The organism is Cupriavidus sp. MEYA8, assembly GCF_059278825.1.
Map to the genome: position 1 here is coordinate 2223261 of NZ_CM181222.1, position 23045 is coordinate 2246305.

At 67.1% G+C, this 23045-nt stretch carries 21 protein-coding genes; 10 read left to right on the forward strand and 11 right to left on the reverse strand.

Going from position 1 to position 23045, the window contains the following annotated elements:
• Window positions 1-53: 53 nt before the first annotated feature.
• Entirely contained in the window at window positions 54-1451 is a 1398-nt protein-coding gene (locus AC5WJ1_RS27105; protein ID WP_135702735.1) for a hypothetical protein, read from the reverse strand.
• Window positions 1452-1752: 301 nt separating this feature from the next.
• A complete protein-coding gene (locus tag AC5WJ1_RS27110) occupies window positions 1753-1998 on the reverse strand; it encodes a hypothetical protein (protein ID WP_205751615.1) in 246 nt (81 codons plus the stop codon).
• 412 nt (window positions 1999-2410) lie between these two features.
• On the opposite strand from AC5WJ1_RS27110, the gene AC5WJ1_RS27115 reads away from it, so the two are divergent.
• Window positions 2411-2893, forward strand: coding sequence for a VOC family protein (locus AC5WJ1_RS27115; RefSeq protein WP_133094750.1), 483 nt, complete (start codon window positions 2411-2413; stop codon window positions 2891-2893).
• A gap of 18 nt (window positions 2894-2911) precedes the next feature.
• On the opposite strand, the gene AC5WJ1_RS27120 is transcribed toward AC5WJ1_RS27115, so the two are convergent.
• Together AC5WJ1_RS27120 and AC5WJ1_RS27125 are read right to left on the reverse strand one after the other, a co-directional pair.
• Window positions 2912-3928, reverse strand: coding sequence for an AraC family transcriptional regulator (locus AC5WJ1_RS27120; protein ID WP_135702734.1), 1017 nt, complete (start codon window positions 3926-3928; stop codon window positions 2912-2914).
• 48 nt (window positions 3929-3976) lie between these two features.
• Window positions 3977-5023 carry an AraC family transcriptional regulator gene (locus AC5WJ1_RS27125; RefSeq protein WP_494476755.1) on the reverse strand — a complete coding sequence of 349 codons (1047 nt, stop codon included), beginning with the start codon at window positions 5021-5023 and terminating at the stop codon, window positions 3977-3979.
• Window positions 5024-5214: 191 nt separating this feature from the next.
• On the opposite strand from AC5WJ1_RS27125, the gene AC5WJ1_RS27130 reads away from it, so the two are divergent.
• Genes AC5WJ1_RS27130 through AC5WJ1_RS27140 form a run of 3 tightly spaced genes read left to right on the forward strand, consistent with a single transcriptional unit; the run spans window position 5215 to window position 8727 of the window.
• Window positions 5215-6195 (forward strand): quinone oxidoreductase family protein, encoded by a 981-nt coding sequence (locus AC5WJ1_RS27130; RefSeq protein ID WP_133094618.1) that lies wholly within the window; start codon window positions 5215-5217, stop codon window positions 6193-6195.
• A 13-nt stretch (window positions 6196-6208) separates the two neighbouring features.
• Entirely contained in the window at window positions 6209-7057 is an 849-nt protein-coding gene (locus AC5WJ1_RS27135) for a TauD/TfdA dioxygenase family protein (protein WP_135702733.1), read from the forward strand.
• A 23-nt stretch (window positions 7058-7080) separates the two neighbouring features.
• Window positions 7081-8727 (forward strand): fatty acid--CoA ligase, encoded by a 1647-nt coding sequence (locus AC5WJ1_RS27140; RefSeq protein WP_133094751.1) that lies wholly within the window; start codon window positions 7081-7083, stop codon window positions 8725-8727.
• A 579-nt stretch (window positions 8728-9306) separates the two neighbouring features.
• Here the strand turns inward: AC5WJ1_RS27140 and AC5WJ1_RS27145 are convergent.
• The 4 genes from AC5WJ1_RS27145 to AC5WJ1_RS27160 form a co-directional block, all read right to left on the reverse strand.
• Window positions 9307-10284, reverse strand: coding sequence for a tripartite tricarboxylate transporter substrate binding protein (locus tag AC5WJ1_RS27145; RefSeq protein WP_133094620.1), 978 nt, complete (start codon window positions 10282-10284; stop codon window positions 9307-9309).
• A 122-nt stretch (window positions 10285-10406) separates the two neighbouring features.
• Window positions 10407-11105, reverse strand: coding sequence for a DsbA family oxidoreductase (locus tag AC5WJ1_RS27150; RefSeq protein ID WP_133094621.1), 699 nt, complete (start codon window positions 11103-11105; stop codon window positions 10407-10409).
• Window positions 11106-11162: 57 nt separating this feature from the next.
• Window positions 11163-11366 carry a DUF1289 domain-containing protein gene (locus AC5WJ1_RS27155; RefSeq protein ID WP_133094622.1) on the reverse strand — a complete coding sequence of 68 codons (204 nt, stop codon included), beginning with the start codon at window positions 11364-11366 and terminating at the stop codon, window positions 11163-11165.
• Window positions 11367-11452: 86 nt separating this feature from the next.
• A complete protein-coding gene (locus tag AC5WJ1_RS27160; RefSeq protein ID WP_133094623.1) occupies window positions 11453-12505 on the reverse strand; it encodes a beta-keto acid cleavage family enzyme in 1053 nt (350 codons plus the stop codon).
• A gap of 256 nt (window positions 12506-12761) precedes the next feature.
• Between AC5WJ1_RS27160 and AC5WJ1_RS27165 the strand changes: the two genes are divergently transcribed.
• The 5 genes from AC5WJ1_RS27165 (at window position 12762) to phaZ (ending at window position 17631) form a co-directional block, all read left to right on the forward strand.
• Window positions 12762-13775: an AraC family transcriptional regulator gene (locus AC5WJ1_RS27165; RefSeq protein ID WP_494476756.1), complete on the forward strand. Its 1014-nt coding sequence runs from the start codon at window positions 12762-12764 to the stop codon at window positions 13773-13775.
• 239 nt (window positions 13776-14014) lie between these two features.
• A complete protein-coding gene (locus AC5WJ1_RS27170; RefSeq protein ID WP_133094625.1) occupies window positions 14015-14479 on the forward strand; it encodes a MaoC family dehydratase in 465 nt (154 codons plus the stop codon).
• 56 nt (window positions 14480-14535) lie between these two features.
• Window positions 14536-16206, forward strand: a complete 1671-nt coding sequence (locus tag AC5WJ1_RS27175) for an alpha/beta fold hydrolase (RefSeq protein WP_494476757.1) — start codon at window positions 14536-14538, stop codon at window positions 16204-16206.
• 98 nt (window positions 16207-16304) lie between these two features.
• Window positions 16305-16736: a phasin family protein gene (locus AC5WJ1_RS27180; protein WP_135702731.1), complete on the forward strand. Its 432-nt coding sequence runs from the start codon at window positions 16305-16307 to the stop codon at window positions 16734-16736.
• A gap of 61 nt (window positions 16737-16797) precedes the next feature.
• Window positions 16798-17631 carry a poly(3-hydroxyalkanoate) depolymerase gene (gene phaZ / locus AC5WJ1_RS27185; protein WP_133094628.1) on the forward strand — a complete coding sequence of 278 codons (834 nt, stop codon included), beginning with the start codon at window positions 16798-16800 and terminating at the stop codon, window positions 17629-17631.
• 120 nt (window positions 17632-17751) lie between these two features.
• Here phaZ and AC5WJ1_RS27190 read toward each other — a convergent pair whose 3' ends face one another.
• The 3 genes from AC5WJ1_RS27190 to AC5WJ1_RS27200 all read right to left on the reverse strand — a co-directional run bounded on the left by AC5WJ1_RS27190 (window position 17752) and on the right by AC5WJ1_RS27200 (window position 20958).
• A complete protein-coding gene (locus AC5WJ1_RS27190) occupies window positions 17752-18918 on the reverse strand; it encodes a porin (RefSeq protein ID WP_133094629.1) in 1167 nt (388 codons plus the stop codon).
• 93 nt (window positions 18919-19011) lie between these two features.
• The gene (locus tag AC5WJ1_RS27195; RefSeq protein WP_135702730.1) at window positions 19012-19605 is read right to left on the reverse strand and encodes an RBBP9/YdeN family alpha/beta hydrolase; all 594 of its coding nucleotides are present in this window, start codon (window positions 19603-19605) and stop codon (window positions 19012-19014) included.
• Between the two features lie 9 nt (window positions 19606-19614).
• Complete coding sequence (locus AC5WJ1_RS27200) at window positions 19615-20958, reverse strand: MFS transporter (RefSeq protein WP_135702729.1); 1344 nt, start codon at window positions 20956-20958, stop codon at window positions 19615-19617.
• 300 nt (window positions 20959-21258) lie between these two features.
• Between AC5WJ1_RS27200 and AC5WJ1_RS27205 the strand changes: the two genes are divergently transcribed.
• The gene (locus AC5WJ1_RS27205) at window positions 21259-22986 is read left to right on the forward strand and encodes a SulP family inorganic anion transporter (protein WP_494476758.1); all 1728 of its coding nucleotides are present in this window, start codon (window positions 21259-21261) and stop codon (window positions 22984-22986) included.
• Window positions 22987-23045 lie beyond the last annotated feature (59 nt).

Sequence of the window (23045 nt, forward strand, 5' to 3'; positions counted from 1 at the left end):
GCCGTCCATCGCAAGAGGCGTTGCCAGGGATCGTGGTTCAGCAGGAAAACGCGTTACGAGATGTCTTCCATGTTGTCCTGCTGCGAGCGGATATCCTCCGGACTGAACACGATATACCCGAGCGCCTTCAACAGCTGCACCGCTTCCAGCTCGGCGTCGAGATAGACCGGCCGGTCCGGTCGCCGCAGGCGCGGCGCGGGCTGCCAGCGTGGCAGCCCGCTGGCATGGGGGCCAGCCGCGCCCGGGCCATCCGGTTGCCGCGCGGTCAGGATGCGGCAATGCTCCACGCTGAGCCGCCAGGCCACGTCGACGGCGACATTGAAACGCGCCACGCACAGCCGCAAGCGCTTGAGAGCCTGCAGCCAGCTGATGAAAGTGTCGCGCTTGGATGGCTCGTAGCCCTTGAGCAGCGTAGTGAGCTGATCATGGGCCGCGGGATTGGCCGCTGCCGGGTCGTCGTCGAGCAACGCAAGCTCCAGCGCGACCTGCTGGCACTTGTCCTGATCGTAGATCGTGCACTCGCAGTCGAGTACGCCTTCCTGCAGCAGCTCGCACAGCAGCGCCCACACCCGGGGGTTCTTGTCGAGCCGGCCTTCGAGCGTGGGATCGATCTGGCAGAGGATGTCCGGCAGGGGGCGTTCGGCATCCGCCTGCACGGCATGCGCGAACGCCATCGCGTTGTCCGAGGGCGTATCGCCGCGTGCCAGCCGCTGCAAGGCTGCCTCCTTCAGTTCGTGGATCTCCGCGATGGTGTCGACGGCATGCTTCCAGGCAAACGCTTCCAGCCCGCCCGCCAGCTTGCGAGCGGGCCTGGCAAGCTGGCCTGCCAGCGTCTGGATGAAGCCGGTGCAGATGCTGCACTGACACTCCAGCCGGCCGGCGTGCAGGAAGCCGGCATACAGGCGCTCCCGATGCCCGCAATGCGGGCATTCCACCGAGAACCCGCCCTGCCGTGCCACGCGTTGCGACGCGAGCAGTCCGTCGACCTGGTAGTGCGCCTGGCCATCGCAGCAAGGGCAGATCCATTCCAGCTTGTGCGCACCGTCGCGCGGCGCGACCGCGCGGTCGAACTGGCGCTCGATCGCGCTGCGCGGAATCCCTTGCGAGCGCCCGAGTACGTCGGCGGAATAGCGCCAGTAGCAGTACGAGTGCGCGGCAGCGGCCGCTTCGGGGCCGAGGCGCTGCAGGGCGGAGATGAGATGCGTGCTGCGCCGGATCTCGTCGGCCTTCGCGTCAACCAGCGCGGCCCCGCCGGGCATCACCGCCTCGAGGGCGGCGCGGCTCTGTGCGAGGAAGTCCGGCACGTGGACGCTGCGGATGAAGTCCTCGTTCTCGAGCCAGAACATATGTCCGGGCAGCGATTCCAGTGCATCGACGCCGGACCTGACTTCCGGCATGCCGGGACAGGCGAGAAACGTGAAGGGTTTGCTGAACAGGAATGCATCGGCCATGTTTTGTCAACGGAGAATCCCGCTCACGGCCGGTACTGCACCGCGTGCGATGGTTTCACCCCATGATTCCAGTCAGGCCGAGCGCGCGGACGGCGCATGCTTCTCGCATCAGCCCGTATTTGGGGAGATTCCCCTTGTCCTTGTTATTGTTAATTCTTGTCCGGCTATGTCTTGTACCGCACAGATTCGCCGTGCCGGTTAGGACAGGATAGGCGACGGTCATGGATCCCCGCAATGATCAATAAGCGACGCTTTCACAATGAGAAATGTGCCGCGCAACCATGCCCCGAAAGGGGCAGGATCAGGAACCGGGCCTGCGGACCGAACGCGCTGGCCACACACCGCCGTCGACCAGCCCGGCGGTAATCTCCAGCAACTGCGTCCACACCGTGCTTGCGGCGAGCGTGACCGGCATCGTCGCCGACCGGCAGATCCACACCTGGCGGCTCATGGCGGGCTGCACGCCTTTGATACGTTCTGCCAGGTGGCCGCGACCGACGACGCGAAGGAGGGAATTGCGGCCTTCGTGGAAAAGCGTCGGCCGCATTGGGGGGATAGCCGGGCGCTACGGTGGCCGATCGGATTGTCCACCGTCATGTTGGTCTTAGCGAAGTCGTGGCGGGATGATGGGCACGCCTGTCACTATCCCGGTGCTCCTCAGACGAGAGGCGTACTGACCAAAGGGGCGGCGAAGCTCTCATGGCACTACATGTACCTCGACCACCAAGTGCGTCTGGATGGCGCCACCGTCGCGCCCCTCGGGGGCGGGGCGGATCAAATTGCCGCGATGGGCGGGCACGCTAGCGCCGGCTTATGGCGTCCACGGCATATTGGGGATGCGGCCAGATAAGTCTAATATCGACGCCTGGGCGGCCGACCGGCACACCGTGCCTGGCCGGCGCCCTTGAGTGTTCGACGACCACGGATGCCCCGTGCTCACCTTTCCAAGGAGACACAACATGCCGAGCAAGAATACGATCTGTTTGTGGTACGACCGCGACGCGCTGGATGCCGCGAACTTCTATGCCGAGACCTTCCCCGACAGCGCTGTCAAGGCCGTCCACCGCGCCCCCGGCGACTATCCCGATGGCAAGCAAGGCGATGTCCTGACGGTAGAGTTCACCGTTGCCGGCATTCCCTGCCTTGGCCTCAACGGCGGCCCGCATTTCAAGCACAGCGAGGCGTTTTCCTTCCAGATCGCGACGGACGATCAGGCCGAAACCGACCGCCTGTGGAATGCCATCGTCGGCAACGGCGGGCAGGAAAGCGAATGCGGCTGGTGCAAGGACCGGTGGGGATTGTCGTGGCAGATCACGCCGCGCGCGCTGACCGCGGCGGTATTCGATTCCGATCCCGCGGCGGCCAAGCGCGCCTTCGAAGCGATGATGACGATGCGGAAAATCGATATCGCAAAAATCGAGGCGGCCCGGCGCGGAACCTGATCCCGGCGCGCCTCGAGCCTACGCGTGCTGCGCTTGCTGCGCCTGCTGCGACCGCCACTTCGACACGCTGCAGCCGAACTCGCCGCTGAACCAGCGCGAAAACGTGCTCAGTGAAGTAAATCCCAGCAGCGTGGCCACCTCCGACAGCGGCCTGTCGGGGTTCTCGATATAGCCGACCACCAGCCCCGCACGCACCTGGTTCAGGATCTCGGAATAGCTGGTCTGATCGCGCGCCAGGCGGCGGTGGATGGTGCGCCGGTCCACCCCCAGGTGCTGCGCCACCCGGTCGACCGAGCACATGCCGGTGGGCAGCAGGACGTAAACCAGCTTGCGCACCTTGTCCGGCGCGGTGGCGTTGGCCTGGGCCAGCAGGCTGCCGAGGTAGCGCTTGACCTGGCCTGCCATCGCGGGGTCGTAGGACGGCAGCGGGGCCTCCAGGTCGGCGGCGGCGCAGACGATGCCGTCGAAGTCCTGGTTGAACAGCGGGTCGATGCCGAACACGCGCATGCAGGTCGCCACGCTGGCGGGTGCGGGGTGCGTGAAGCAGATGCTGCGCGGGCGCCACGAAGTCCCCAGGAACAGGCTCAGCATGCGGAACATCACGCCCACGGCCAGGTCGGTGGCCTGGCGCAGCACGCCGGATTCCTCGCTCAGGACCTGGAGCCGGATGATGACCAGTCCTTCGGATTCCTCCAGGCGCATCGCCAGCGATTCGTTCTGCAGGCCCATGTATCGCACCATGGACTCCAGCGCGCGGCGCAGCGTGGGCTGCTCGCGCACCACGAAGGCCAGCGGCCCCAGGTTGGAGAACTGGCGCAGCTCCGCCATGCGCAGGCCGAAGTCGTCCACCTGCGCGGCGCGTGCCGACGCGTCAAGCAGCCGTCCCACCAGCGCGGCAGGGATGCGGATATCGGGATCGAGCAGCACGTCGCGGCTGATCTTGGCCGCACGCATCTGCTGGTGCGGATCGAGGCCGACGGCACGTGCCACTTCAACGTAGTTGGTCAGGCTGGCGCTGCGCAGGTAGTAAGACATCGCGTTATCCGATTGTCGCGAAATGCACGCCGATGGTGTGCGAAGGGCTCATCGTTGCGTGGCCTCGGCACCGGCAGCGCTTGCGTTGCCGCTGGTGTTGCCGTTTGCGTGCCGCCGGCGCCATGCCAGCGGCGGCTCGCCGAACTGGAGCGAGAACCAGCGCGTGAACGTGCTGGCCGAGCTGTATCCCAGCAGCTCCGCCACGCGCAGCATGGCGTATTGCGGGTTCTCCACATAGCGCAGCGCCAGTTCGCGCCGCACTTCATTGAGGATATCGGTGAAGGTTTCGCCGGCTTCGTCGAGCTGGCGCTGCATGGTGCGCAGGCTCAGTCCCAGTCCCTGCGCCACGGCTTCGCAGGTGGCGCGGCCCATCGGCAGCATCAGGTAGACGGCATTGCGCACATCGCGGCCGATGCTGGGCGCGTTGATGCGCGGCAGCGCGTCGACAAAGCGCTCGGCATAGCGCGCCATCGCCGGATCGCCGGTCGGGTTGGGCGCGTCGAGGTCGGCTGCCCGGCACACGATGCCGTTGAATTCGCTGTCGAACTCGAGCGGGCAGCCAAACAGGCGCCGGTGCACGCGCAGGTCGTCGGGCGCGGGGTGCGTAAAGTTGATGCTGAGCGGGCGCCAGTGCGAGCCGAGCAAGGCCCGGCACAGGCGGAACACCACCCCCAGCGCCAGCTCGGTGCCCTGGCGCGAAGGCTGGTCGAGCACGATTTCCTGGCGGATGATGACCGCGCCGCCGGCCTCTTCCAGCAGGATCGACACCGATTCGTTGACCAGGTGCCGGTAGCGGATGATCGTGGCGAGCGCGGCGCGCAGCGTTGGCTGCTGGCTGATCAGCAGGCTCATCACGCCAAAGTCCGATAGCTGCCGGGATTCCGCCATGCGCAGGCCGAAGGTGGGGCAGTCCGCCGCCCTGGCCGCGGCTTCCAGCAGCGTGGCGCAGGCGCCCACCGGGATGCGCTGGTCCGGATCGGCCAGCAGCGCCCGGCTAAGCCTGGCGGTGCGCAGCAAAGGCTGAGTATTGAGGCCGAGCGCGCCGGCCACTTCAAAGAAATTGGTCAGTGCTGCTGCACGTACCAGGGTGTCCAAGGTTGTCTCCCGCTTATGGCGGCTGGCCTTGGGAAGGCCGCCGCATTGTCTTTGCAGCGGCATGATAGGCGGGCTTGGCATGAAATGCAAAGCCGCTGGAGCCTATTGCAAAGCTGCCGCGGCCGCGGCGACCTACATTGGCTGCATGCGCGGCACACATCGGTGCCGCAACGTTCCAAGGAGACAACTGCATGGCAAAGATCGTCCGCATGTATGAGACTGGCGGCCCCGAAGTGTTGCGTTACGAAGACGCGGCGGTGGGAGAGCCCGGCGCGGGACAGGTGCGCATCCGCCACGTGGCGGTGGGCCTGAACTACGCCGACACCTATTTCCGCAACGGCACCTACCCGGTGCCGCTGCCGTCCGGCATGGGCGTGGAAGCCTCGGGCGTGGTGCAGGCCATCGGCCCGGGCGTGACCAACGTTGCCGTGGGCGATCGCGTCACGTATACCGGCTTTATCAACACGCTGGGCGCCTACAGCACCGAGCGCCTGGTGCCGGCGGCGCCGCTGATCCGGCTGCCCGACACCATCGGCTTCGAGACCGCGGCGGCGATGACCATGCGCGGCCTGACTTCGGCGTACCTGATGCGCCGCATCCATGCGTTCCAGCCGGGCGAAACCATCCTGCTGCACGCGGCAGCCGGCGGCGTGGGCCTGATCGTTTCGCAGTGGGCCAAGCTGCTGGGACTGACCGTGATCGGCACGGTGTCGAGCGAGGCCAAGGCCGAAGTGGCGCGTGCCCATGGCTGCGACCACATCATCAACTACAGCCATGAAGACGTGGCCAAGCGCGTGCGCGAACTGACCGACGGCGTCGGCGTGTCGGTGGTGTTCGACAGCGTCGGCAAGAGCACCTTCACGTCTTCGCTGGATTCGCTGCGCCGCCGCGGCACCATGGTCTGCGTCGGCACGGCCTCCGGCCCGATCCCGCCGTTCGACCCGGTGCTGCTGGCGATGAAGGGCTCGCTGTTCCTGACCCGTCCGGCGCTGGCCGACTACATCTTCGATCCGGCCGAGAAGGCGCAACTGGCCGGGGAACTGTTCGATCATGTCGGCTCCGGCCGCATCCGGATCGAGATCAACCAGCGCTACGCGCTCGAAGACGCGGTGCAGGCGCATATCGACCTGGAGTCGCGCAAGACCACCGGTTCGTCGATCTTTGTCATCTGAGGAGCCAAAAGCCATGCGAGTCCAACAACTCACCTGCGCGCTGGGCGCCGAACTGAGCGGCGTCAACCTGGCCGATGCCGTGCGCGACGACGGCCTGTTCGCCGAGATCCGCGCGTTGCTGCTGCAGCACCGCGTGCTGTTCCTGCGCGACCAGAAGTTCAGCCGGGCCGAGCATGTCGCCTTCGCCAGCCGCTTCGGCGAACTGGAAGACCATCCGGTGGCCGGCAGCGACCCGGAACACCCCGGCCTGGTGCGCATCTACAAGACGCCCGACCAGCCCAACGACCGCTACGAGAACGCCTGGCACTCCGACACCACGTGGCGCGAGGCGCCGCAGTTCGGCGCGGTGCTGCGCTGCGTGGAATGCCCGCCGGTTGGCGGCGACACCATGTGGGCGAACATGGCGCTGGCTTACGAACGGCTGCCCGAGCACATCAAGACGCAGATCGCCGACCTGCGCGCGCGCCATAGCATCGAAGCGAGCTTCGGCGCCGCCATGCCGGTCGAGAAGCGCCTGGCGCTGAAGGCGCAGTATCCCGATGCCGAGCATCCGGTGGTGCGCACGCACCCGGACACCGGCGAGAAGGTGCTTTACGTCAACGCCTTCACCACGCACTTCACCAACTACCACACCGCCGCGCGCGTGCGCTTCGGGCAGGACGCCAACCCGGGCGCCGCCGACCTGCTGCGCTACCTGGTAAGCCAGGCGTACATCCCCGAGTACCAGGTGCGCTGGCGCTGGGCGCCCGACAGCGTGGCGATCTGGGACAACACCGCGACGCAGCACTATGCTGTGATGGATTATCCGCCGTGCCACCGCAAGATGGAGCGGGCCGGCATCATCGGCACCAGGCCGTACTGAACCCTGGATTCGAGCGAATGAACATGCAAGACAACCTGATCACGCCGGCCAAGTCGGCCTACGCCTATCCGCTGCTGGTCAAGCAGCTGCTGACCAATGCCCTGAGCCTCTATGGCGACCAGGAGATCAGCTACCGCGGCGAAATGCGCTACACCTTCCGCGATTTCCGCCGCCGCATCGGCAAGCTGGCGTCTGCGCTGGCTGCGCTGGACATCCGCCACGGCAGCACCGTGGCCGTGATGGACTGGGACAGCCACCGCTACCTGGAATGCTATTTCGGCGTACCGATGATGGGCGCCACGCTGTTCACCGTCAATGTGCGGCTGTCGCCCCAGCAGATCCTCTACACGCTCAACGATGCAGGCGCCGCGATCGTGCTGGTGCACCCGGATTTCCTGCCGGTGATCGAGCAGATCCGCCCGCAGCTCACCGGCAACCCGCGCTTCGTGCTGCTGGCCGATGGCCAGGACGTGCCGAAGTCCAGCGTGCCGTTCGCCGGCGAGTACGAGGCGCTGCTGGAGCATGCGCCCGCGGACTTCGAGTTCGCGGATTTCGACGAGAACACCAAGGCCGCCACCTTCTATACCACCGGCACCACCGGCGATCCGAAGGGTGTCTGCTACAGCCACCGCGAGATCGTGCTGCACACGCTGGCGTCGGCGACGAGCCTGTGCTCGCCGCGCGAAGGACAGCGCATGCATCGTGAAGATGTCTACATGCCGATCACGCCGATGTTCCACGTGCTGGCATGGGGCATCCCGTATGTCGCCGTGATGCTCGGGCTGCGCACGGTGCTGCCGGGCCGCTACCTGCCCGACCAGCTGCTGAAATTGCGCGAGACCGAGAAGGTCACTTTCTCGCACTGCGTGCCAACCATCCTGCAGATGCTGCTGCAGGCCTCCGCCGACGGCAAGCCGGACCTGTCGGGCTGGAAGATCATCATCGGTGGCTCGGCGTTGCCGCCCGCGCTGTGCGAGGCGGCCCTGGATCGCGGCATCGACATCTTCGCCGGCTACGGCATGTCGGAGACCGGCCCGATCGTGTCGCTGGCGCAGCTGCCGCCCGGGTGCGTGCCGAAGGACCGTGCCGAAGAAGTGCGCATGCGCTGCTCCACCGGCCGCCCGGTGACGCTGGTGGACTACCGCATCGTCAGCGAAGACATGCAGGACCTGCCGCACGACGGCAAGAGCCGCGGCGAGATCGTGCTGCGTGCGCCGTTCCTGACCAAGGCGTACTTCGGCAAGCCGGCGGCATCGGAAGACCTGTGGGCCGGCGGCTACCTGCACACGCAGGACGTCGCGGTGATGGGGCAGGACGGCTTCGTGCAGATCGTCGACCGCATCAAGGACGTGATCAAGACCGGCGGCGAGTGGGTGTCGTCGATCGAGGTGGAGAATCTGATCACCGAAGTGCCAGGCGTGCTGGAATGCGCGGTGATCGGTGTCCCCGACGCCAGGTGGGGCGAGCGGCCGATGGCGTTCGTGGTACGCAAGCCGGGCGTGGAGGTGAATGCGGAACAGGTCCGCGCGCACCTGCTGGGCCACGTCGAATCGCAGCGCATCAGCAAGTACGCGGTGCCTGAAGCCGACCGCATCACGTTCGTCGAGGCGATCCCGAAGACCAGCGTGGGCAAGATCAACAAGAAGCAGCTGCGGGAAGACGTAGCCTGAAAGGGAAGGTAAGGAGCTTGGCGCCAGTCCTCGGGCGGGGACTGGCGCTTTTTTTTTGTTGAGCTTGCGAAAGGGCGACGCGCTTTCGCCGGCAAGTAGAAACGCCTCCCGAGAAAGGCGTGCGGGGGGCTGACGAAGCCTGGTGCCGGCAGCGATGCTTGCCATGCGCCTGCCCTCACCCTCTCTCGCGCAAGCGGAGGAAGCAGCGCAAGCGCCGGCGCAGCCAGCACTCGAGATCGCGCAGCACGCTTGGCCACTCACTGAAGCCGAAGTAGCCCAGCCCAGTGCGACTTCAGGTACCAGGCCTCGTATCTGATTTCTGTTCGTCAGGTCGTGGCTTTGCTCCACGCTTCCTTCAGACCCCACCTCACGGTGGAGCCCTTGCGCTTCGCTAATCCTTCACCACCATCAGGTTGGATAGGGGACCTGCACCACCGAGCTGTTGGGCATGCTCGGCACACATGAGAAACGCCTCCCGAGGGAGGCGTGTGGGTGCGACGAAGCCTGGTGCCGGCAGTGCTTTCTCCTCTCTCCCATTTATGGGAAAGGGAAGCAAACCAGTGGAACAAAAGCGCCCGATCAAGGCTGGATATTGAACGCCTTCACAATCGCGCCATTGCGCTCGAACTCTTCGTGCAGCGACTGCCCGAGCTGCTGCAGCGACTGTGGCTGCATCGGCTCATAGCTCAGCGCCTGCATCCGCTCCTGCACCTTGGGCGTCGCCGCGGCCTTGTAGGTCGCGGTCTGGATCTTCTGCGCCAGTTCGACCGGCACGCGCGCCGATGCGATCACGCCGACCCAGTTGCTGAACTCCACATCGGGATAGCCCAGTTCCGCGAAGGTCGGCACCTGCGGCAGCAGCGGCGAGCGGTTCTTCGATGCCACGGCGTACGGCTGCAGCTTGCCCGCCTTGATCATCGGCAGCGACGTCACCATGCCGTCGTACATCACGGCGATCTGGCCGCCCATCACCTGGGCCAGCGCTGGCGCCGAGCCGGCGAACGGCACGTGCTGCAGGTCCATGCCGGACTTCTGGTTCACGATCACGCCCGCGTAGTGCGAAGCGGTGCCGGCGCTGTAGGAAGCGAAGCTGAGCTTGCCGGGGTTGGCACGCGCGTAGCTCACCAGGCCGTTGAAGTCCTTGGCGGGCAGCGTCGGCGAGCCCACCAGCAGCAGCCGCGAGCGGGCCACGGCGGCCAGCGGGCGGATGTCCTTCATGGTGTTGTAGGGAGTCTTCAGCACGTGCGGCACTTCGGTCAGCACGTTGGTCGCGGTCACCATGATGGTCTGGCCGTCGGGCGGCGCGGCCAGCATCGCGCTAATCGCGATGCCGCCGCCGGCGCCCGGCTTGTTGTCGACCACCACGGGCGTGCCGAGGTCGGCCGAAAGCTGGTCGGCCAGCAGGCGTGCGATCACGTCCATGGTGCCGCCGGCAGGCGCCGGCACCAGCATGCGCACGGGCTTGCTGGTCCAGGCCATCGCGGCCGGCATCGCCAGTGCCAGCATGGCGGCAACCGCGGCGTGGCGGGGACGGAACAGGGTGGGGCGGGTTGGCATGGTTGTCTCCGTTTAAAGATATGAGATGAAACTTGCCCATGCCAGCCTTCTTGTCGGGATGGTCATGGGCTCAGGTTGAAGAGATGGGGGCGCGCGCCGGTTTGAATACCGGCGGGGGAGCTTCAGCCGGCAGCGAGCGTGGCGCGCTGCTTCGCGCGCGCAAGGGCCCGCTGCATGGCTTCGACCAGCACCGAAGGCGGCCGGGCGCCCGACACGCTGTGCGTGCCGTTGAACACCACATGCGGCACGCCGAAGCCGGTGCGCAGCGGCGGGGCGTCCGGGTCGTGCAGCGGGGGCAGCCAGTCCAGATCGGGCAGGTCGCCGTCGGCGCCTGCGTCAGGCAGTGCGATGCCGCAGGCTGCCGCGGCGCGCCGCAGGACTTGCGGATCGCCGATGTTCTCGGCGCGGATGAAGTAGCGCGTGAACAGCTCGTCCAGCAGCGCCGAAGCGGCCTCGGGGCCGGCTTGCCTGACGGCGTGGCGGACCAGCCGGTGGGCCAGCAGCGTGCTGGGAAAGGTCTCGATGCGATCCAGCGCCAGCGTGATGCCGGCTTCGCGCGCGGCAGCGCAGACTTGCGCCTGGCGCGCGGCCATGGCCTCGGGGCCTCCCAGCCGCGCGAGGTAGAACTCGCGGTAGGGCCTGCCCTCCGGTGGCGTGGTCGGGATCAGCGGATAAGAGTGCCAGGCGACCCGGACGGCAACTTTCGGGTACTCCCGGGCGAGCCATTCAATGGCGGTTTCGAGGTGCTTCTTGCCGATCATGCACCAGGGGCAGATCAGGTCGAAGTAGGCATCGACCGTAAGCGTCGTGGGGTGGGTCATGGCAGCAGCTTGATGGCGCCCGCCGCCGCATGCGTGCCTGGCGGCGGGCGAGGGGAATCAGGGGGCGGACGCGGCTTGCGCGCGGCGCCAGGGCTGGCGGGCGGGCAGCTCGGCCAGCACCTCGGCGCGCCGGGCCTCGGTCATCCGGTCCCAGGTGCCGATTTCCAGCGGGGTCCTGCCGCAGCCCTGGCAATACTTGCCGGCCACGTCCAGGCGGCAGATGTTGAGGCACGGATTGGCGACGGCGGGGGCAGGATTCATGGCTTCAGCGGTGTTGTGGTTCGGGCAGGCGCGTGGGGCGCCGATGCCCGGCCGGGGCGGGACGCCCCGCGGCCGGGCGATGCGCGTCAGGCGCGCACCGGCAGGTTCTTCTGCCCGGGCTTGCGGTTGGGCGCCATGCCGTGCGCCGCAAGGGTTTCCTCGGCGCTGTCGTACCAGGTGCCGATGCGGTAGATCTCGCGCGCTTCCTTGCCCGAGGCGATCTCGCGGCCCAGTTCCTTGGCCACCCGCACGCATTGCTCGATCTGCTGCACCGAGGTCATGCGGTTGCCGTGCTGGTCGATGATCGTGTCCTCGATGCCGCAGCGCGGGTGCAGGCCCATCGCCATCGCCATCATGTTGAACGGCAGCACGTTCTTCAGCAGCGACTCGGCGGTCAGCGTGCAGCCGTTGGGCGCGCGGTGGATGAAGTTGAAGAAGTTGAACGGGTTGGGACCGTCGAAGCCGCCGCCGATGCCGATCCAGGTCAGGTTCAGCGGGCCCATGTACTTGCCGGCGCGCACCATCCGCTCGAGGGTTTCGAGGGCGTGCATGCCGGTCAGCTGGAAGTGCGGCTGGACGCCAGCGTTGCTCAAGCGGCGCAGGTGCTCTTCCACCCAGCCCGGGCCGGCCGGCACGGTCATTTCGCGATAAGCTTCGACGTAGGCCGGATGGGACAGCGAGGTACCCGCGGTGTATTCCGGGTACAGCAGCTCCATGATGTTCATCTGCGTGGTGTTGATCGCCACGGTGACCTGGTCCGGCTTCGGGTCCAGTTCGGCCAGCATGTGGCGGGTGTCGTCCGACAGCCACTTGGCGGCCTGGCCGTCGTCTTCCGGCGCGAACGAGATCGAGCCGCCGACCTGGATGATCATGTCGGGCACGGCTGCGCGCACGCCGGCGATCAGCTCGTTGAACTTCGACAGGCGCTTGGAACCCTTGCCATCCAGTTCGCGCACGTGCAGGTGCAGCACGGTGGCGCCGGCGTTATAGCAGTCGACGGCCTTCTGCACCTGCTCTTCCATGGTAACGGGGATGTCTTCCGGGAAATCTGCCGGCATCCATTCCGGACCGTACGGCGCCACGGTGATGACCACCTTGTCCATGTTCTCGGGGTGCAGGGAATCGTCGAGGAATTGCATGCTGTTGCTCCTGGGTGTTGTCGGCAGGCGGTCCGGGCAGAACCTGCTGGTTCGCGTTCCGTCGGCCTGTTTTCATCGTCATTCGATGGCCTGAAGTATCGGCGAACGGCATGAAGCAATTTGACGATCCGGGACGATCGCTTGACATTTCGGGACAGTCAGGGAAAACACGATGTGCGCGGCCGGGGCAACGTTGCACAGTGTCGGGGCGATGGCGCAGACGCGCCGTATTTTCGTCTCCCACCCGCGGCATCCGATGCCGGTTTTTCAAGTGAATTGCCTGTCCCCCACCGTCCCGGTTTCCTTCGTCCATGGCTTCCTGCCCGGTGCCGATCCTGCGCTGATCGCGCAGCTGGCGGCGCGTTCCGGCATTGCCACGGAGCTGATGGACGAGCCCGCGGCACGCGTGACGCAGGAGCAGTTCTCGACCTTGTACCGGCTGCTGGCGCACGAGCTCGACGATGAGATGCCCGGCATCTTCAGCCGTCCGCTGCGCAACGGCACGCTCAAGTACCTGTGCCTGAGCTTGCTGGATGCGCCACGGCTCGAAGTCGCGCTGCATCGCTTCGGGCAGTTCTTCCGGCTGCTGCTGGATGAGTTCCGCGTGGAGTCGCGGCGCGAAGGCAGTGCCGCGCATGTGGAACTGGTGGAGGCAGTGGCCGGTCCGCCCGTGGGCCCGATGGCACGCGAGCTGATGCTGAAGCTGGTGCATGGCGTGGCGTCATGGCTGATCCGCCACAAGATCCCGCTGCAGGCGGTGCAGCTGCCGTCAGCGCGCCCCGCGCAGGCGAGTGACCATCTCTACCTGTTTCCCGGCCCGGTGCATTTCGGCTGCGAGCGCGGCGGCATTGCCTTCGACGCGGCATTCCTCGACATGCCGGTGCGGCAACGCAAGTCCGACCTTGAGAAATTCCTGGCACGCGCGCCCGAGGACTGGATCTTCGTCACGTTTGCCGAGCCCATGACCTGTCATCGCGTCAGGCAGTACGTGGCGGATTGCCTGCCGGTAGCGCCGACCATCGAAGCCGTGGCGGCGGCGCTGCACTGCTCGGTGCGCACGCTCTGCCGCCGGCTGTCCGCGGAGGGCACCACCTTCCAGGCGATCAAGGACGGCGTGCGGCGCGACATTGCCATCCAGCGCCTGACCCGCTCCGATGACGCGATCACGGCCATTGCCTTCGACGTGGGTTTCGACAATCCGACTGCCTTCCACCGCGCCTTCCGGCACTGGACCGGCAGCACGCCAAACACCTACCGCCGCACGCCTTAGCGCAGCAACGGTGCTGGCAATGCCGGCCGCGCGACTGACAAATCCTGCCATTCGGTGCGCCCGCGGAAGCGCATTGCGCGCACGCCGTGCCACGGCCCTGCAAAGCGGCAAGCATTGTCAGCAAATGGGCCGGTTTTGGTAGCCGTGTTTGCGCGCCGCACCACTACGATGCGGCAGTACAAACATGCGTGCGCCGACACGGTCGGCATGCACGGACGCCAAAGCAAGCAAGGAGGCATATGGCAATCGAAGGTTACAGCATGGGCACGCTCGGCGCATTCGTCGGCAAGGAACTCGGCGTTTCGGCGTGGATGGAAGTGGACCAGGCGCGCATCGATGCATTCGCGCAATGCACCGGCGACAGCCAGTGGATCCACGTCGACGTGGAGCGCGCGCGCCGCGAAAGCCCGTTCGGCGGCACCATCGCCCACGGCTACCTGACGCTGTCCCTGCTGGCAGGGAAGCTGGTCGACATGGGCGTGGTGCCGGCGGATGCGCGCGCCGCGGTCAACTATGGCGTGGAGAAGACGCGCTTCCTCGCGCCGGTGAAGGCCGGGGCGCGCGTGCGCAATCGCGTCAGGCTGGTGTCGGCCGACAACAAGGGCGACGGCCGCGTGCTGCTGCGCACGGAAAACACGATGGAGATCGAGGGCGAAGCCAAGCCGGCGATGGTGGCCGAGGCCCTGGCGCTTGTCATGGCATGAAACGGTAACAGCGGAAGCAAAAGCAGAAGCAGGAAAGAAAGAGACAGGAGAGCAGTATGACAAATGCAGCCACCATGGAGGCGCCCACCGATTTTCTGGCAGGACCCAATCCCTTTGTCGGGATCCGTCCCGAGGATCTCATCACGGCCGCCCAGCAGATCGGCGCGCAGTGCGTGCAGGAGCCGGTACTGGTGCTCGAGCAGCAGGCGCAGCTCACCCATGACCTGGTCAGCGTGCTGGACGGCTCGGCACCGATGCCGTCGGCGCGCGACCGCCGGTTCGGCGACGACGCCTGGCGCGACCATCCGCTGTTCCGCATGTCGCTGCAGGGCTACCAGGCCTGGCGCGACGCGCTCGAGGGCACGGTGCGGCGTTCGGTGATGGATCCGCGCAGCAAGCATCGCGCGCAATACTTCATGTCGCTGCTGACCGACGCGCTGGCACCGACCAACACCCTGGCAGGCAACCCGGCGGCGCTGCGCAAGACCTTCGAGTCGTGCGGCATGAACCTGGTCAGCGGCATGATCAACCTGGCCAGCGATGTGCTGACCAACGGCGGCATGCCCGCACAGGTCGACAAGGATGCGTTCAGCGTCGGCACGAACCTGGCTGCCACGCCTGGCGCGGTGGTGTTCCGCAACGAGGTGCTGGAGCTGATCCAGTACGCCCCGACCACCGCGAAAGTGCATGCGCGGCCCCAGCTGATCGTGCCGCCGCAGGTCAACAAGTTCTACGTGTTCGACCTTGCGCCTGGCAAGAGCATGGTGGAGTACATGCTGGCCCAGGGACTGCAGGTCTTCGTGGTCAGCTGGCGCAACCCCACGGCGGCACAGCGCGACTGGAATCTCGATACCTATGTCGGCGCGCTGGTCGAGGCGATCCATGCGATGCGCGACATCACCGGCAGTGCCGATGTCAACGTGCATGGCGCCTGCTCCGGCGCGATGACGATGGCGGCGCTGCTGGGCTATTGCGCCGCCAGTGGCGAGAAGCTCGTGCACGCCGTCACGCTGATGGTGGCGGTGTTCGGCCTCGATGCCGAGTCGCAGCTCGGGCTGTTCAGCACGCCCGAGGCGGTCACGGCGGCGCGGCACGGCAGCGCGTCGCGCGGCGTGCTCGATGGCGAGGCGCTGGGCCGGGTGTTTGCGTGGCTGCGGCCCAACGACCTGGTGTGGAACTACTGGGTCAACAACTACCTGCTCGGCAATGCGCCGCCCGCGTTCGACGTCCTCTACTGGAACAACGACAGCACGCGCCTGCCGGCCGGCCTGCATGGCCAGTTCCTGGACATGCTGACGCTGAACCAGCTCGCCACGCCGGGTGCGCTGCAGGTGCTCGGCCACGCCATCTCGCTGTCCGACGTGGACTGCGACAAGTACGTGCTGGCGGGCATGACCGACCACATCACGCCGTGGAAGGCGGTGTACCGCTCGGCGCAGGCGTTCGGCGGGCGCACCGAGTTCGTGCTGAGTTCCAGCGGCCACGTGCAAAGCCTGGTCAATCCGCCCGGCAACGCCAAGTCGAAGTATTTCCGCAGCGGCACGCCCGATGCGATCCCCGAAAGCTGGCTGGACGGCGCCACCGCCGAGCAGGGCTCGTGGTGGGAGCATTGGACCCAGTGGCTGAAGAAGCGCTCCGGCCCGAAGCGCAACGCGCCCGCGGCCCCCGGCAGCCTGCGTTTCGCCCCCTGCGGCGAAGCGCCGGGCCGCTATGTGACCGAGGCGTAGCGCGCATGGCGAGACGCCGCAACATCGCAACACCGCAACATCGCAGTACCCAACATCGCGATCTGAATTTCCCAACCCAACCTTCAGGAGAAAGCAATATGGAATCGACCAACACCGCAGGCACATCGGCCGCGCAAGCCCCGCACAAGAAGCTGCTCGACTTCGTGCGCAACAACCGCCTGGACCCGGCCGCGGTCCTGGAATCGCGCCGCAAGGACATCGAGGCGCTCGCCAGCGTCAACGTCATGCTGCTCGGAGGCCTGCAATCGCTGGTGCGCCAGCAGGCAGAGTTCCTGTGCGATGCCGCCGCCGATCTGCAGGCGCTGTCGCGCGGCGGCCAGGCCGTCGATGGCAAGGCGCCCGTGAAGCTGGCGGAAGCCCTGCCGCGCTCGCTGCAGAAGGCCGTTGCCGGCGTGCGCGGCCTGACCGACACGCTGTACAAGGCGCAGGCGGACAGCATTTCCGTGGTCGGACGCCGCCTTGCCGAGAACGTCGAGGAGGTGAAGGGGATTCTGCGCCCGAAGCAATAAATTGCGGCGGGCATGGCCGCGCGCCGGCCATGCCCGTGCGCAAACTCTCCAGGACAAGCTGATGACAACAACAGACACCGGCACGCATGCCGGCCAAAAGCTGCAGGTGCTGACCGTGGACCTGGACGGCCAGGTCGTGCGTGCCGGCATCCGGCCCGGCAGCGATGCCGGACCGCCGCTGCTGATATTCAACGGCATCGGCGCCAATCTCGAACTGCTCGCCCCCTTTGTCGATGCCCTGCCGGGCATCGAAGTCATTCTATTCGACGTTCCCGGCGCCGGCGGCTCGCCCGCGCCGATGGTGCCGTACCGTTTTTCCAGTCTTTGCGTGCTCGCCGACCGCCTGCTGTCGTATCTCGGCTATACGGGCCAGGTCGATGCGCTGGGGGTGTCGTGGGGCGGGGCGCTGGCGCAGGAGTTCGCCCGTCTTTATTCGTCGCGGTGCCGGCGCCTGGTGCTGGCGGCCACGTCGCCCGGCGTGATCATGGTGCCGGGCCGCCTGTCGGTGCTTGCCAGGATGATCGGCGTGCGCCGCTATACCGACCCGCAATACCTGCGCCGCGTCGGCGCCGACCTCTACGGCGGCGCTTTTCGACGTGATCCTTCCCTGCTCGACGAACACGGCCAGCACATGCAGCCGCCGGCCGGGCGCGGCTATCTTTACCAGCTGCTCGCGGCATGGGGCTGGAGCAGCCTGCCGTGGCTGGGCTCGCTGCGCCAGCCCACGCTGGTCATGCACGGCACCGACGATCCGATCGTTCCCGCGGTCAATGCCAGGATCCTGGCCGCCCGCATCCCTGGCTCGACGCTGCAGATGGTCGATGATGGCCACCTCTTCCTGGTGACCGGGCCGGAGCATGCGGCCGGCATCGTCCACGGCTTCCTGCGCCGATAGCGGCGGCGTGCGCCTGGCGCACGCCGCATTTCCACCGTCCCAAAAAAAATCGGCCGTCCCGGAAAGACCGGGCGGCCGCAAAGAGCATCGCTTGCGGGATCGATGCCGCGAGACGCGTTGTCAGAACTTGTGGCGGATGCCCACTGCCGCGCCGAACATGTTGCTCTGCCCGTTGGCCAGCGCGTAGCTGTTGCCCAGCGACAGGCTGTTGGCGTAGACCGTAGCCAGCGATTCCATCATCAGGCCGGCATTCTTGGCGTAGGCCGTGGTCAGGTACACGTCGGTGCGCTTGGAGAACGCGTAGTTGGCGATGAAGGCGACCTGCCACGGGTTGGGGACATGGGTATCGCCATACAGGGTCTTGACGTTGTCGTAGGCGTATTCGAGCGTCAGGCCGATGGCCGGGGTGACCTGGTAGGTGCCGCCGATCCAGTAGAAATCGTCGCGCTGGATCACCACGTCCGCGGCGTTCTTGTTCTGGCCCCAGCGATAGCCGCCCATGATCTTTGCCGGGCCATACGAATAGCTCGCGCCGACCACGGCCTTCTTGACCTCGCCGTTGCTGGTGCCGATGGTCGGGTTCCACTGGTCGTAGCCGACGGTCACGCCGAACGGGCCGCCCTGGTAGGCCACCGCGGCGCCCCACGCGGTGTCGCGCCGGAACTGCCCGGGCACTTCGCCGTTGCCGCCGATCGGCGTGGCAATGCCCACGGTCGCCGGCAGGGCCAGGCCGGTGCCGAAGGACCAGTGCGCCAGCGCGGTGACCGGGCCGAACTGGCCGGTGTACTTGACGGTGTTGTCGGCGCGGAAGTTCGGGCCGGACTGCAGCACCACCGGCTCGTACTGGGTGGCGTAGGCCGCCGGCGAGAAGTTCGCCAGCGCCTCGAACATCGAGGTGTACTGGCGGCCCAGGCTGATCTGGCCGATGCCTGCCTTCTGCAGGCCGACGAAGGCCTGGCGGCCGAACAGGCGGTTGCTTTGCTGCATCGTGCCGGTATCGAGGTTAAAGCCGCTTTCCAGCACGAACAGCCCTTTCAGGCCGCCGCCGAGATCCTCGGTGCCGCGCATGCCCCAGCGCGAGCCGGAGATGCCACCCGAGTTCATGCGGTACACGTCGTTTGCCGGGCCGCGGTTGAACTGGTTGCTCGCCACCGGCACCGCGCCAACATGGTTGGCGTATTCGACGTTGATGTCCACCACGCCATACAGCGTGACGGTCGATGACTGCGCGAGGGCGCTGCCCGAGCAGGCAAGCGCTGCGGCTGCAGCCAGGGTCCTGATCTTCATGGATTGTTTCTCCACTTGTTTCCTTTGGTTTTTGGGATGCGGATATTTCCGTCTCGTTTGGTATTGCCGGGTACTACAAATCAATGCGCTGGATCAGCCGGCGCGCAGCAACTCATCGATCAACGCGGTCGCGCGCGGCCATGGGCCGTAGCCCGCGGCGGGATTGAGGTGGCCGACTTCGCCCAGGTCGACCAGCTTGCTGCCCCAGTCGCTGGCCATTTCGGCGGCGCGCGGGTAGGTCGCCAGCGGATCGTTGCGGCTAGCGGCGAGGATGGTCGGGAAGGGCAGCGGGCTCCTGGGAACGGGCAGCCAGCCGTGCTGCGCCAGCGTGGCGGTGTCAGGGTAGCCGGCCGGCATGGGGGTTTCCAGGTCGGCGGGCGTGGCCAGCAGTGCGCCGCGGATCTTGCGGCGGTTTTCTGCAGCCGCATGCGTGTCCGCATGCGCAGCCCAGTGCACGGTGATCATGACGCCGGCGCTGTGCGCGACCAGCACGACCGGACCGTCGATCTCGGCCAGTGCGGCGTCCAGCGCGGCAACGCGGGCATCGCGGCTGAGCTTGTCGTGCTCGAGCGGCGGCACCGAGCGCGCGTTGGGCAGCTGTGCCTGGAGCAGGGTCTGCCAGTGCTCGGCAACGTGGTCGCGCAGGCCGGGGACCAGCAGCACGGTGGTGTCAGGGGTAAGGCTCATGGTTCCAGATCAGTGAGAAGTTGCGGGAGCGGCGTCTTCGTTCCGGCTCTCCAGGCGGCGCAGGTCGGCTGCGTAGTAGCGGCGGCCGGCAAGGAAGGCGGCGGCGGCGACCAGAGACGCCAGCGGCACCCACTGCAATGCGCCTTGCAGGCCGATGTGGTCGGCGAGCAGGCCGGTGACGAACGGTCCGGGCGCCAGGCCCAGCAGGTTGTTGGCCAGCGTGAGCGTGGCAAAGGCGGTGGCATGGATGGCCGGGCGCGTCAGGTTGGCGACCGCGGCGCTGGCGGGGCCGGCGGTGCCGCCGACAAACAGCATGCCCGCACCGATCAGCGCCAGTTGCAGGCTGCCCGCGGGGAGCCGGAACGCCGTCAGCAGCAGGCCGCAGCAGATCAGGCTGTAGGTCACCGCGACCGCCCACTTGCGGCAAGGCGCCTGGCGGGCGATCCAGTCGGTCATCGCCCCGCACAGCACCATGCCGACGCCGCCGGCCAGCACGAAGCCCGCCGCGACCACGCCGGCGCGATCGGTGGCCATGCCGTAGTAGCGCGCCAGGTAGCTCGGCATCCAGGTGATCAGGGCGCCCATCACCAGCAGTTGCATGGCGCTGCCGACATAGGCGCAGAGGATCGAGCGCGCCGAGAACAGCGCGGCGAGCAGCGGGCGCATGGCCAGGGCAGGCTCGCGCGATGCGGTCTCGGCGTCCTCGCCCAGCGCCTTGCGCCGGGCCTGCAGCCGCGGTTCGGTCACGACCAGGCGGAACACCGCCACCAGCACCAGCCCGAACAGCGCCATGCCGGCAAAGGCCCAGCGCCAGCCGAAATGGGCCGACAACGCACCGCCCAGCGCCATGCCCAGCACGGAGCCGAACGCGCCGCCGGCGATAAAGGCCGAACTCAGGCTCGCCCGCAGGTGGCGCGGAAACACCGACAGCACCACGGCAATGCCGACGCTGCCGTAGGCCGCCTCGCCGATGCCCACGCACAGGCGCGCGATGAACATCTCGCCGAAGTTGTTCGCCAGCGCGCAGCCCAGCGTGGCCAGGCTCCACAGCGCCGCCATCAGCACCAGGCTCCTGACCCGGCCCCAGCGGTCCGCCAGGATCGACAGCGGGAACGTCAGCAAGCCGACCATCAGCGCCACGATGCCGCCCAGCGCACCGAGCTCGGTGTCACTCAGCGACCACTCGGCCTTCAGCAGGGGGAATACCGCGTTCAGTACCTGGCGGGACATGTAGTCCGACAGCAGCAGGCCAAAGCTCAGGGCAAAGACGATCCAGCCGTAGAGGCCGGATTGCGATGCCTTGCCCGAGGGCGTTGCAATTGCGCGATGGGTGTTAGTGGGTTGCCCGATCATGAAAGCTCTTCCAGTAGTGGCCACGGCTACGCCAGCAGGGGAGGCAATGCTCTTGCAGGCGGCGGGCGCAGGTCGGTTGCGACCCGCGAAGTATCTAAGATTGGCTGTCTCCGGTTTGGCTTTCCGGGACAACGTTTTTGCATTCAGGGACAGTGCGGGAAAACGAGGAGGGCGGGCGAGCGGGGCGCGAGCCGTGGCACCGCCCGCGTCTGGCGCCGCCGGCAAGTAACCCACCCGCGGCATGGCAAGACTGTGCCGCCAACGCCTATATTCGATGCGTATCGGACAATTAAGGCTGCCATGGAATCCGGGAAACTGACGCCCTTCGCAGGACGAGACGATGGCAAGGCCGCCGGGTGGCTGCGCTGGCTGCCAGGCGTCCGGATGCTGAAGTCCTACCGGCCGGACTGGTTGCCGCGGGACCTGGCGGCGGGGCTGGTGCTGACCACCATGCTGATGCCGGTCGGCATCGCCTACGCCGAGGCCTCCGGCGTGCCCGGCGTCTACGGGCTCTACGCCACCATGGTCCCGCTGCTGGTCTACGCCTTGTTCGGGCCGAGCCGGATCCTGGTGCTGGGCCCGGACTCGGCATTGGCCGCGCCGATCCTGGCCGTGGTGCTGCAGGTTGCCGGCGGCGATCCGGCGCGTGCCGTGCTGGTGGCCAGCATGATGGCCGTGGTCTCGGGCGTGGTCTGCATAGTGATGGGGCTGCTGCGCCTCGGCTTCGTCGCCGAACTATTGTCCAAGCCGATCCGCTACGGGTATATGAACGGCATCGCCCTGACCGTGCTGGTGAGCCAGCTGCCCAAGCTGTTCGCCATCCCGGTCGAGGATGCCGGGCCGCTGCGGGAGATGGTTGCGCTGGGCAGCGCCATCGTGGCCGGGCAGACCAACTGGTACAGCTTTGCCGTCGGCGCCGGCAGCCTGGCCCTGATCCTGGCCCTGAAGCGCTTCGAGCGCGTGCCGGGCATCCTGATCGCGGTGGTCCTCGCCACGCTCGCGGTGAGCATGTTCGGCCTGGACCAGCATGGGGTGAAAGTGCTGGGCAAGACGCCGCAGGGGCTGCCCGCCTTTGTCGTGCCGTGGCTGGACGGCGCCGACCTGATGAAGATCGTGCTGGGGGGATGCGCGGTGGCGCTGATCGCCTTCGCGGACACCAGCGTGCTGTCGCGCACCTATGCCGCGCGCACCAATACCCGCGTGGACCCCAACCAGGAAATGGTGGGGCTGGGTGCCGCCAACCTGGCGGCGGGACTGTTCCAGGGCTTTCCGATCAGCAGCAGCGCCTCGCGCACGCCAGTGGCCGAAGCCGCCGGCTCCAAGACCCAGGTCACCGGCGTGGTGGGCGCGCTGGCCGTGGCCGTGCTGCTGATGTTCGCGCCCAACCTGCTGCAGTACCTGCCGAGCAGCGCGCTGGCCGCGGTGGTGATCGCCGCGGCCATCGGCCTGTTCGAGTTTGCCGACCTGAGGCGCATCTACCGCATCCAGCAATGGGAGTTCTGGCTGTCCATGGTGTGCTTCGCCGCGGTGGCCGTGTTCGGCACCATCCAGGGCATTTTCCTGGCCGTGGTGATCGCCGTGATCGAATTCCTCTGGGACGGCTGGCGGCCGCACTATGCCGTGCTGGGGAAGGTGGAGGGGCTGCGCGGGTACCACGATACCGAGCGCTACCCTGAGGCCAGGCGGATCGACGGACTGGTGCTGTTCCGCTGGGACGCGCCGCTGTTCTTTGCCAACGCCGAGCTGTTCCAGGAACGCCTGATGGAAGCGATCGACGCCTCGCCGACGCCGGTGCGCCACGTGGTGGTCGCCGCCGAACCGGTGACCAGCGTCGACGTCACGTCGGCCGACATGCTGCGCGATCTGAGCGCCTGTTTGCGCGAGCGCGGCATCGACCTGCATTTCGCCGAGATGAAGGACCCGGTGCGCGACAAGCTCAAGCGCTTCGAGCTGATGGAAGCGTTCGGCGACAAGTTCCACCCTACCGTGGGCAGCGCGGTCGATGATTACCTTGGCAAGGAAGACTGATGCCGTACGCGGCCGGCGCCAGCGCCTGCAGCTCACGCCACGCTTGCCAGGGCACCACG

Coding starts and splice junctions, on each gene's coding strand:
- AC5WJ1_RS27110 (WP_205751615.1), bottom strand. CDS start 1,998: ATGCGGCCGACGCTTTTCCACGAAGGCCGCAATTCCCTCCTTCGCGTC.
- AC5WJ1_RS27165 (WP_494476756.1), top strand. CDS start 12,762: ATGCCGGTTTTTCAAGTGAATTGCCTGTCCCCCACCGTCCCGGTTTCC.
- AC5WJ1_RS27195 (WP_135702730.1), bottom strand. CDS start 19,605: ATGAGCCTTACCCCTGACACCACCGTGCTGCTGGTCCCCGGCCTGCGC.
- AC5WJ1_RS27115 (WP_133094750.1), top strand. CDS start 2,411: ATGCCGAGCAAGAATACGATCTGTTTGTGGTACGACCGCGACGCGCTG.
- AC5WJ1_RS27150 (WP_133094621.1), bottom strand. CDS start 11,105: ATGACCCACCCCACGACGCTTACGGTCGATGCCTACTTCGACCTGATC.
- AC5WJ1_RS27160 (WP_133094623.1), bottom strand. CDS start 12,505: ATGCAATTCCTCGACGATTCCCTGCACCCCGAGAACATGGACAAGGTG.
- AC5WJ1_RS27180 (WP_135702731.1), top strand. CDS start 16,305: ATGGAATCGACCAACACCGCAGGCACATCGGCCGCGCAAGCCCCGCAC.
- AC5WJ1_RS27205 (WP_494476758.1), top strand. CDS start 21,259: ATGGAATCCGGGAAACTGACGCCCTTCGCAGGACGAGACGATGGCAAG.
- AC5WJ1_RS27170 (WP_133094625.1), top strand. CDS start 14,015: ATGGCAATCGAAGGTTACAGCATGGGCACGCTCGGCGCATTCGTCGGC.
- AC5WJ1_RS27140 (WP_133094751.1), top strand. CDS start 7,081: ATGCAAGACAACCTGATCACGCCGGCCAAGTCGGCCTACGCCTATCCG.
- AC5WJ1_RS27130 (WP_133094618.1), top strand. CDS start 5,215: ATGGCAAAGATCGTCCGCATGTATGAGACTGGCGGCCCCGAAGTGTTG.
- AC5WJ1_RS27155 (WP_133094622.1), bottom strand. CDS start 11,366: ATGAATCCTGCCCCCGCCGTCGCCAATCCGTGCCTCAACATCTGCCGC.
- AC5WJ1_RS27190 (WP_133094629.1), bottom strand. CDS start 18,918: ATGAAGATCAGGACCCTGGCTGCAGCCGCAGCGCTTGCCTGCTCGGGC.
- AC5WJ1_RS27135 (WP_135702733.1), top strand. CDS start 6,209: ATGCGAGTCCAACAACTCACCTGCGCGCTGGGCGCCGAACTGAGCGGC.
- AC5WJ1_RS27105 (WP_135702735.1), bottom strand. CDS start 1,451: ATGGCCGATGCATTCCTGTTCAGCAAACCCTTCACGTTTCTCGCCTGT.
- AC5WJ1_RS27200 (WP_135702729.1), bottom strand. CDS start 20,958: ATGATCGGGCAACCCACTAACACCCATCGCGCAATTGCAACGCCCTCG.
- AC5WJ1_RS27145 (WP_133094620.1), bottom strand. CDS start 10,284: ATGCCAACCCGCCCCACCCTGTTCCGTCCCCGCCACGCCGCGGTTGCC.
- phaZ (WP_133094628.1), top strand. CDS start 16,798: ATGACAACAACAGACACCGGCACGCATGCCGGCCAAAAGCTGCAGGTG.
- AC5WJ1_RS27120 (WP_135702734.1), bottom strand. CDS start 3,928: ATGTCTTACTACCTGCGCAGCGCCAGCCTGACCAACTACGTTGAAGTG.
- AC5WJ1_RS27175 (WP_494476757.1), top strand. CDS start 14,536: ATGACAAATGCAGCCACCATGGAGGCGCCCACCGATTTTCTGGCAGGA.